Here is a 9391-nt window from a genome sequence, read left to right on the forward strand (position 1 = left end):
GCAGGCCGGACTGCGGCTTCGGCAGGCTGATTTCATCCTGCTCGTATGCTGCGTTGGCGTCACGGCGAGMCTTGTTGGGTTCGTCGCTGGAGGCTTCCTCATGGGGCTGCTATTTCTGGTGCTCACGCCGTTGGTCGCAATGCTTTTCCTGCGCATCATGGCCAACCGGCGGCGTGCCAAATTTGAGGATCAGCTTGGAGATACGCTTCAGATGCTGGCCGGGGGGCTGCGGGCCGGCCATAGTCTCTTGCGTTCAGTTGACGCCGTGTCAAAGGAAGCCGAATCCCCAACGTCCGAGGAATTTGCCAGGCTGGTCAACGAAACCCGGTTGGGCCGCGATCTGAAGGACTCGATGCTTGATGCCGCCAGGCGACTCCAAAGCGAGGATTTCGACTGGACGGGCCAAGCCATTGAAATCCACCGCGAGGTAGGCGGTGACTTGGCGGAAGTTCTCGATCACGTGGGGGAAACCATCCGAGAGCGCTCCGAAATCAAGGGGCAGGTTCGGTCTCTAAGCGCCGAAGGCAAGCTGTCCGCGTACATCCTGGTTGCCCTTCCCGTTGGAATGTTCCTCTATTTGAGCGCAGCGAGTCCGGATTACATGGGCGCCCTGTACGCGAATTTTCTTGGCTKGGTAATGCTTGGCCTCTCCGCAGTGTTGCTGGCCCTTGGCTCCTRGTGGCTTAGCCGCGTCKTAAAGATCAAGTTCTAGGAAGGATCGCCATGAGTGCAACGGCGTGGTTAATTATCGGGCTCATCATCGTTCCAGTATCYGCAATGGTCTGGTCCTTCATTTCAGTTGACCGTCAGGGCCTGGCTGCGGTCAGGAGCAATCTGGGGCGTGGTGTCGTGGAGGCAGGCGCAGCCTCTGCCGGTACGAAGAGCTTGGCGGGTCTGGKCGTCCGAGTGACGCCCAAGGGATACGCGGGGTGGCTGGACAAGCTCCTTGCGAAGGCGGGCCGCCCCGMGGGCATGCCCCTTGAGCGCCTTTTGATTGCGAAGCCGGCCCTGGCACTCCTGGCAGCATTCGTCAGCATAATGTTCGCGGCAAGGTCTCCGTCCGGCATCATGGTTCTGTATTTGTTCTTGCTGCCGTTGGTTGCATATTTCATTCCGGACATTCTTATCCACGGCCGCGGCGCAGAGCGCCAAAAGGCCATTGAGATGGAATTGCCCAACACCCTGGACCAGATGCTGATCTCGGTGGAGGCCGGATTGGGATTCGAAGCCGCTATGGCACGTGCGGGCCAGAACGGCAAGGGGCCGCTGGCGGAGGAGCTCGTCCGCACGCTCCAAGACATGCAGGTCGGGCGAAGCCGTAAAGATGCCTATCTGGCCATGGCCCAACGGGCTGGCTCACCGGACCTGCGGAGTTTCGTCCGCTCCGTGGTGCAGGCAGACCAATACGGAATTGCCCTCGCCGCTGTCCTTCGCAMCCAGKCCAAGCAGATGCGCATAAAGCGACGCCAGCGCKCGGAAGAAAAAGCCATGAAGCTGCCCGTCAAGGTGTTGTTCCCCCTCATGTTCTGCATCCTTCCGGTGCTCTTCATCGTCATYATCGGTCCCGCCGTCATAAGCGTCATGAAGAACTTCACTGGTGCTTTCTAGGCCAGAATTCTCCACCAACTCATCAAAGGTCACAACCGGAACAGCGAGGGGTCATGCGTTTGTTAACGATATTCCCGCCACATCTGCACAGCGAGCGCCGAACGGTTGAACGAACTACGCCGCCGGCCCTGCAGTCTAGGCTCGCGGCATTCAGCCGCCGGAATCGGAATGGTCGGCAGCGGGGTGCGGCTGCAGTTGAATTTGCCCTCATTGTTCCCTTGTTGCTGTCCATGCTCCTGGGGGTGATCGACTTTGGAATGGCCTTGGGCCAAGGCATCAACCTCCAGGGCGCTGCGCGTGAGAGCGCGCGACAGGGTGTGACCGGCGGCGATGTCATCGCGTCCGCCAACAACGCCAGAGGTGGCGAACTGAACAACACTAAGCTCCAGGTGAAGTTCGCCGTGGACACGTCCGGGGGCGCTCCCGGCGTCATGGTCGTCTGCCTGCGCTACCCGCAGTCGTCATTGTCGGGTTTCTACGCCTGGGCTCTGGCAGGGGTCTTCGATGCCAAGGCCGTCATGAAGATGGAAGGACCCGTGGCCGTTACCTCGGGCTCACAGAATTGGAGCGGTGGGTCATGCACTCAGTAACGCCAGGACCGCAACACGAACCCGAACAACACGTCGAGCGAAATGAGAAGAGAATGAGCAACGTGGATCCCCGGGTCCGGAAGTGCGGGGAGMGGGGGGCAACCGCGGTCCTCTTTGCCTTGCTGCTTCCTGTCCTCTTTGGGGTGCTGGCTATGGCTCTCGATGTCGGCAAACTAGTCTACGAGCACCAGAACCTCAGTAATGCCCTCGACGCCGCCGCCCTGGCAGGCTCCCAATCTCTCCCAAACGACCCCACTGCCGCCCGAAACGCTGCCGTCGCCTTCGCCAAGTCCAACGACCCGCAGGCGGACCCGGCTGTMACCTTCTGGTGCGTGGTTGCTTCGTCCRGCGCGTCCAAGACCGTCGCCAGCGGCCAGGTCCCCAGCGTCTGCAACCCGGGAACCACAGCCGGGGCCAAGTGCAACGAGACTATTTGCGCGATCCCGTGCGTCGCGGGCAGCGGTCATACCTGCAACACTGTCACCGTGACCGACGACAAGGATGTCCCCTACGCCTTCGGCCCGGTAATCGGCGTCGGCACTGGAAATACCGGCTCGATCGCGGCAAACGCCTGCAAAGGATCCTGCGGGGCCCAGTCCCCGAACCCCATGGACGTCRCCCTGGTCGCAGACCGGACCGGCAGTATGAGCTCCGCGGACCTCTCCAGCATGAAAACGGCAATTCAGACCACACTCAAGACCATGACGAAGGCCCAACAGTACGTTGCTCTAGGCACCATTGGTCGCAGCGACCCCACATCCGGCTGTATCACCACCGCCTCAGGCTCGGTTACGAATGGCCCTTGGATTCCAGTCCCGTTCTCCAACGATTACACCACTTCGGGCGCACCGCCGGCGATTAACAACAGCAGCACCCTTGTCAAGGGTGTGCAGTGTCTGGCAACCTCGGGCAGCGGCACGTACCTCGCTTCGCCGATGAAGGCCGCGGCGCGCTACGTCCTCGGTCTGGACCCAAACAACCTGGGGAGTCTGCCGGCGCGTGCGGGGACGCCCCGCAAGGCCATTGTCCTGGAGACGGATGGCCAACCGAACGAGACAGGCACAGGCGGATCCACCTCCGTGGGCGTTTCCGGCGATATCAAGAATTCTGATGGCGTGACCGCCTGCAACAACCTGAAGGCAGTCGCGGCTGACGCAAAGGCGAGAGGAATCCTGATCGTCACTGTGGCGTACAACGCAGCGACTTCCGCGCGCTGCGGCAGCGGAGCGTTTGTGCGCGACGTTCTCGCTGCCGCTGCATCCGAGAAGTCCCCGGGAATCCCAAGCACCGCMAGCAACGATTGTTCGACGCCGGCGCTAGCGGCTGCGGAGAACTCCGACGGAGATTACTTCTTCTGCGCCTCAAACGGAGCGGACCTCGGCCCAATCTTTGTCTCGGCGATCAATGCAATCAGCTCGAACTCTCACCTAATCCGAATCCCCGGCTGACCCTTAGGCCAGCGCACTCAGGGCGCCGCCAGCCATAGGACACTCCTGTACCGGACCCCCTTGGACCAGACCCAAGGGGGTCCTTCCATGTGCCCGGCGCACGATGGMCGCAAGAATGGCGCAGGGAATGTACAGAAAACGTGCAGTTTGGGAAGTCTTGGCACAGGATGCGTCAAGGGCGAATCACCGGCGTGTCGGCGCTTGCTACGTTTCCCTCAGCGCTGGTGCAGGACCAGCCGCCCAACTCGCTCAGGAGTCTCCAATGCGTTCGATTCTCTCCAGTTTCGCAGCCCGTCTTCGCCGAGATCAGCGCGGCGCCACCGCCGTCGAATACGGCATCATGGTTTCCCTCATAGCCGTCGTGATCATCGTCGCCGTAACCCTCTTGGGCGGCACCTTGACGGACACCTTCACCCAGGTCCAGTGCTCCGTCAGCGGCGGCACCTACACGGCAGGCGCCGCTGCAGGCGGAGGCGCCTGCGCCCCTTAAGCATCGGCGTCCAGGCACGGCGCTTCGGTCGATGACGGTGTGGTGGCGGCTCGATGCCGCCACCTACGCGCAGGGCGCGGACACCCGGGCAGTGCAGGACCTCGACCCGGTGGACGTCCTGATGGTCGCCAAGGCCGTGCCGGCCGGAACCTCCGTGGAAGCCCTGAAACCATTCGTGACCACTGAAAAGAYCCCAGGCACCGCAGCCGCCAAGTCCGCACTGCACAACCTGGACGGGCTKACGGGAAAAGTAACGGCCGTCGATCTTCTCCCCGGCGAGCAGCTTGTCGCGGAGCGTCTGGTTGCCCCCGGAGATCTCGAATCCATCGGCTCAGTACAAGTTCCTGAGGGACTTCAAGAGGTGTCCTTCCAACTGGAGCCACAGCGCGTCGTGGGCGGCAGGCTGGAACCGGGCGACCACGTCGGCATCTTCATCAACCTGCATGGCGGCGGCATTGAGGCGAAGCCGGAGAAGGAAACCACCCAACTGACCATCCACAAAGTCCTGGTAACGGCGGTACAGCGCGCCCCTGCCGCCGCCCCGGACCCCAAGGCCGCGCCTTCCGGCAGCGKAACACCGGCCGAGGACACCTCGCTGCCCACGGGCATGGTCATGCTGACMGTGGCCGTCAACGACGTCGACGCCACGAAGATCGTCTATGCGTCCGAGTTCGCCAGCCTCTGGCTGAGCAAGGAGCCGCTCAATGCAAAGGACAGTGGCCGGCCCGGAATCATGACAAAACCGGAGGTATACAAGTGAGCCGTTTCGTCCTGATCACGCCGAACACGGACTTTGACGCGCGGGTCCKGCAGGCCCTGGCCGGCGGTCTCCCCGGCGGGCTTCAGTCGTTCGCCTTCGTCAATCCGTCAAATCCCGCCGAGCTGTTTGCGAACCTGGACCAGGAACGCCCCGAGGTCCTGATCCTGGGCCCGGACGTACCCGCGGAGGACGCCCTGCGCCTCGCCACGGTGTTCGATGTCCAACTTCCGGAGCTCAGCGTCGTCCTCGTCGGCGACGCTGATCCGGCGTTCGTCATGCTTGCCATGCKGGCCGGAATCCGGGACATACTCAGCCCCGGGGCCGACCCTGCGCAGATCCGGGTGATGCTGGAGCGGGCCTGCCAGTCCTTCGCCAGCCGCAACCGCACCGCGTCCACGAAGCAGCCGGACAGCGCAAACGGCCTCGTAATCGGCGTGTTCTCGCCGAAGGGCGGCGTTGGTAAGACCACCATCGCCACAAACATCGCGATCGGCTTGGGACGGGTGGCACCTATGAGTGTGGTGGTCGTGGACCTGGACCTGCAGTTCGGTGACGTGGCCTCCGGGCTGTATCTCAAGCCCGAGCACACGGTGACCGATGCGGTGTCCTACTCKGYGAGCCAGGATTCCCTCGTGCTMAAGGCCTTCCTGACGGTGCACCCGGCCAGCATCTACRCCCTCTGCGCCCCAAGGACCCCGGAGGAAGCAGACGATATCACTCCACAGCAGGTCACCCGCTTACTCGACCAGCTGGCCCAACAGTTCCAGTACGTTATTATCGACACCCCTMCGGGGCTGCCGGAAATCGGACTGGCCGCTCTCGAACAATGTACCGACGCCGTCTGGGTGACAGCCATGGACGTCCCCAGCATCCGCGGGCTTCGGTCCGGGATCGACATCCTCAGGCGCTTGGATCTGCTGCCCGAGAGCCGACACTTGGTTCTGAACATGGCGGACTCCAGATCCGGGCTTAGCGTCCGCGACGTCGAAGCGACCATCGGCGCGCCCGTGGACATCAGCATCCCGCGGTCCAAGGCCGTCGCATTCTCCACCAACCGCGGCATCCCGGTGCTTCAGGACGGGCGGAAAGATCCGGCGATCAAGGCCCTGCGGCAACTCGTGGCGCKCTTCGATCCGGTCTGGCGAGCCACAGCCCAGAAGAAACTCCACCGCCGGGTGGTGGTCTGAGTGAGGATCTCCGAACGGCTCCGAACCGCCGAGGGTACTCCCGTCTCTGGACCGTCTGTGTCCCCGTCCAGCGACGGCGGCCTGGCGGCACCGCCTGCTGCCGCCGTCGAACTTCAAGCACATGCCCCTTCCGGGTTCGGCGGCACCGCGGACACGCACCGCGCCAGAGGACCGCAACCGGTCGATGCCTTTGCCGCGCTCAAGCAACGGGCCGCGACGGCCCTGTTCRAACAGATGGGCACCCGCTTCAGCGATTCCGCCATCAAGGAGGACGATCTCCGCTCCGCCGCGCGGGAGGAACTCATCCGGATCATCGACGGCGAGCAGGTTCMACTATCCGGCGAGGAACGCGCCCGTCTGGTCCAGGACGTAGCCGACGACGTGCTGGGCTACGGACCCTTGCAACGGCTCCTTGACGATCCCGCCGTCACGGAGATCATGGTCAACTGTATGGACCAGATCTACGTCGAACGACACGGCAAACTGACCCTGACCGAATCGCGCTTCAGCTCCGAGGACCACCTCCGGAAAGTCATTGAACGCATTGTCTCGAAAGTGGGCCGCCGGATCGACGAGTCCTCGCCGCTGGTCGATGCGCGGCTTGAGGACGGGTCCCGTGTCAACGCGGTCATCCCCCCGCTTGCTGTGGGCGGCTCCTCACTGACCATCCGAAAGTTCAGCAAGGTGCCACTGACTGTCCGGAATCTGATCGATTTCGGCACGTTGACCCCGGACATKGCCGAACTACTCAACGCCTGCGTGCGGGCAAAGCTCAACATCATCGTCTCGGGCGGCACCGGCACAGGCAAGACGACACTGCTMAATGTGCTCTCGTCCTTCCTGCCGCATGACGAGCGGATCGTAACGATTGAKGACGCCGTCGAACTTCAGATCCAGCAGCGGCACGTGGTCCGACTGGAAAGCCGGCCGCCGAACACCGAGGGCAAGGGCGAGGTCACCATACGCGAGCTGCTGCGGAACTCCCTGCGCATGCGCCCGGACCGGATCGTGGTGGGCGAGGTCCGCGGCGGCGAATCACTGGACATGCTCCAGGCCATGAACACCGGCCACGACGGCTCGCTCTCCACGGTCCACTCAAACTCGCCKCGTGACGCCGTCGCGCGGCTGGAGACTCTGGTGCTGATGGCAGGGATGGRCMTGCCGTTGCGCGCCATCCGTGAGCAGATCGCCTCCGCGGTAAACCTGATCATCCAGATCTCCCGTCTTCGTGACGGTACGCGTCGGATCACTCACGTCACGGAAGTACAGGGCATGGAGGGGGACATCGTCACGCTCCAAGACGCCTTTGTCTTCGACTACTCCGCCGGAGTCGACGCCCAAGGCCGCTTTCTGGGCAAGCCTGTCCCTACTGGAATCCGCCCGCGATTCATCGACCGCTTCGAAGACATGGGCATCCATGTCTCCCCCGGCGTGTTCGCTGCACCGCTGAGCGCCGAACGAAGGATGTGAGCGGGACATGACACTGCTTCCAATCGGCGTCGGACTGCTGTTCACTGCGATTCTGCTGCTCGGATATGCGATCCTCTCAACCTCTGGGGCCAGTGTTCCAGTTGACCGGCGGAGGCCTGACCAGAACCAGCCCGATTCCCAGCTGACCCGGTTCACCGGTTCGGCCGTGCATCTGCTCGACGGCTTCTTCTCGCAGCGGAAGGTCCGGCTCTTCAACCGGGAGGCCCTGGAAAATGCCGGCCTCCGCCTGAGCCAGCCGGACTTCTTCGTGCTGTTACTGGCTGGAGCTTCGGTCCTGGCACTCGCCGGGTTCTTCGCCGCAGGCCCGCTGCTGGCCCTGTTCCTGGCGCTGCTGGCACCGCTCGTGGGGCACCTGATGATCGGGGTCCTGACGAACAGGCGCCGGGGACGGTTTGACGAGCAACTCGGGGACACCTTGCAACTGCTCGCCGGCGKCCTGCGAGCCGGCCACAGCATCCTCCGTGCCATCAGCGCGGCGGCCACGGAATCGCAGAGCCCCACGTCGGAGGAGATGCGCCGGGTCGTCACCGAAACTAGCCTAGGACGCGATCTGCTGGCCTCGCTCGATGACACAGCCGAACGCATGCGGAACGAGGACTTCGCCTGGGTCGCGCAAGCCATCCAGATCAACAGGGAAGTGGGCGGAAACCTCGCCGAGGTGCTGGACCAGGTCAACGAGACCATCCGCGAGCGCAGCGAGATCAAAGGGCACGTCAGGTCCCTCGCCGCCGAGGGAAAGTTTTCCGCCTACATCCTCATGGCAATGCCGATCGGCATCGTGGCGATGCTCATGATGGTCAACCCCTCCTACATTAATGTTATGTTCACCCATCCGCTCGGCTGGGCAATGATGGCGGCATCCGTCATTCTGATGACGATCGGTGGTCTGTGGATGMGCAAGATCATCGATCTGAAGTTCTGAGGCGCTGTGGATCCCCGGCTGCCCCTCGCCGTGCTGCTGGTMTCGTTGCCTCTGGGCTACCTCGCTTGGTCGCTGCTGTCTGTCGACCGGGCCTCCCAACGCGCCATCAGGGACATGCTCACCCTTGGCACCGACGCCGCTGAGCTGACCGAGCGCACGCAGAGCAGCGTGCTCGAGCGGATCGGCCATCTGGTGACACCTCTGAGCTATGTTCGCAAACTGAACAAGCTGCTGTCCCTTGCCGGGCGTCCCGCCTCGCTTCCGCTCGGACGGATCCTCGCGGCAAAGCCGTTGCTTGGCCTGCTGGGCGCTCTGCTGGGGCTGTACATCAGCACCAGCTCTCAGGTGCCTGTCCTCAAGCTAGTGGGGATCCTGATAGTCCTGCTGGGATACTTCATCCCGGACCTGTTGTTGTACAGCAAGGGACAAGAACGCCAGAAGATCATGCAACTGGAACTGGCCAATACMTTGGACCAGATGCTGATTTCAGTTGAGGCCGGGCTGGGCTTCGAAGGTGCCATGGCCCGCGCCGGCCAGAACGGCAAGGGCCCCCTCGCGGAGGAACTGGTCCGTACACTGCAGGACATGCAAGTGGGCAGGAGCCGCCGCGAGTCATACCAAGCGCTCTCGGAACGGACCAATATCCCGGAACTACGCAGTTTCGTCCAGGCCGTAGTCCAKGCTGACACCTATGGCATTGCCGTTAGCCGGGTGCTCCGCATCMAGGCCAAAGTCATGCGCGTCAAGCGCCGCCAGCGGGCCGAGGAGAAGGCAATGAAACTGCCCGTCACCATTCTGTTCCCGTTGCTCTTCTTCATCTTCCCTGTGCTTTTTATTGCCATCCTGGGGCCGGCCGTCATCAACGCCGTCGCCACTTTCTCAGGTGGTTGACGAC

General features: G+C 63.0%; 10 protein-coding genes. All 10 read left to right on the top strand.

Features of this window, described 5'->3' with window-relative positions:
- Window positions 1–712 (top strand): type II secretion system F family protein (locus tag AC1DBQ_RS21285; protein WP_476930405.1); only part of this gene is annotated, 712 nt, incomplete at its 5' end.
- Window positions 713–723: 11 nt separating this feature from the next.
- The gene (locus AC1DBQ_RS21290; RefSeq protein ID WP_476930406.1) at window positions 724–1608 is read left to right on the top strand and encodes a type II secretion system F family protein; all 885 of its coding nucleotides are present in this window, start codon (window positions 724–726) and stop codon (window positions 1606–1608) included.
- A gap of 53 nt (window positions 1609–1661) precedes the next feature.
- The gene (locus AC1DBQ_RS21295) at window positions 1662–2198 is read left to right on the top strand and encodes a TadE family protein (protein ID WP_476930407.1); all 537 of its coding nucleotides are present in this window, start codon (window positions 1662–1664) and stop codon (window positions 2196–2198) included.
- 53 nt (window positions 2199–2251) lie between these two features.
- Window positions 2252–3646: a pilus assembly protein TadG-related protein gene (locus AC1DBQ_RS21300; RefSeq protein WP_476930408.1), complete on the top strand. Its 1395-nt coding sequence runs from the start codon at window positions 2252–2254 to the stop codon at window positions 3644–3646.
- Between the two features lie 262 nt (window positions 3647–3908).
- Complete coding sequence (locus tag AC1DBQ_RS21305; protein ID WP_476930409.1) at window positions 3909–4136, top strand: Flp family type IVb pilin; 228 nt, start codon at window positions 3909–3911, stop codon at window positions 4134–4136.
- A gap of 31 nt (window positions 4137–4167) precedes the next feature.
- A complete protein-coding gene (gene cpaB, locus AC1DBQ_RS21310) occupies window positions 4168–4896 on the top strand; it encodes a Flp pilus assembly protein CpaB (protein WP_476930410.1) in 729 nt (242 codons plus the stop codon).
- Window positions 4893–6083 carry a CpaE/TadZ family protein gene (locus AC1DBQ_RS21315; RefSeq protein ID WP_476930411.1) on the top strand — a complete coding sequence of 397 codons (1191 nt, stop codon included), beginning with the start codon at window positions 4893–4895 and terminating at the stop codon, window positions 6081–6083. The genes cpaB and AC1DBQ_RS21315 overlap by 4 nt, the downstream gene beginning before the upstream one ends.
- Window positions 6084–6140: 57 nt before the next feature.
- Window positions 6141–7553 (top strand): CpaF family protein, encoded by a 1413-nt coding sequence (locus AC1DBQ_RS21320; protein WP_476930412.1) that lies wholly within the window; start codon window positions 6141–6143, stop codon window positions 7551–7553.
- Window positions 7554–7560: 7 nt separating this feature from the next.
- Window positions 7561–8496 carry a type II secretion system F family protein gene (locus tag AC1DBQ_RS21325; protein ID WP_476930413.1) on the top strand — a complete coding sequence of 312 codons (936 nt, stop codon included), beginning with the start codon at window positions 7561–7563 and terminating at the stop codon, window positions 8494–8496.
- 6 nt (window positions 8497–8502) lie between these two features.
- A complete protein-coding gene (locus AC1DBQ_RS21330; protein WP_476930414.1) occupies window positions 8503–9387 on the top strand; it encodes a type II secretion system F family protein in 885 nt (294 codons plus the stop codon).
- The last annotated feature ends 4 nt before the right edge of the window (window positions 9388–9391 follow it).

The sequence above is a fragment of the Arthrobacter sp. 10T413_2 genome, assembly GCF_056394205.1.

What these genes read in the sequence shown, in the direction of transcription:
- AC1DBQ_RS21295 (WP_476930407.1), top strand. Translation starts at nt 1,662, where the DNA reads ATGCGTTTGTTAACGATATTCCCGCCACATCTGCACAGCGAGCGCCGA.
- AC1DBQ_RS21305 (WP_476930409.1), top strand. Translation starts at nt 3,909, where the DNA reads ATGCGTTCGATTCTCTCCAGTTTCGCAGCCCGTCTTCGCCGAGATCAG.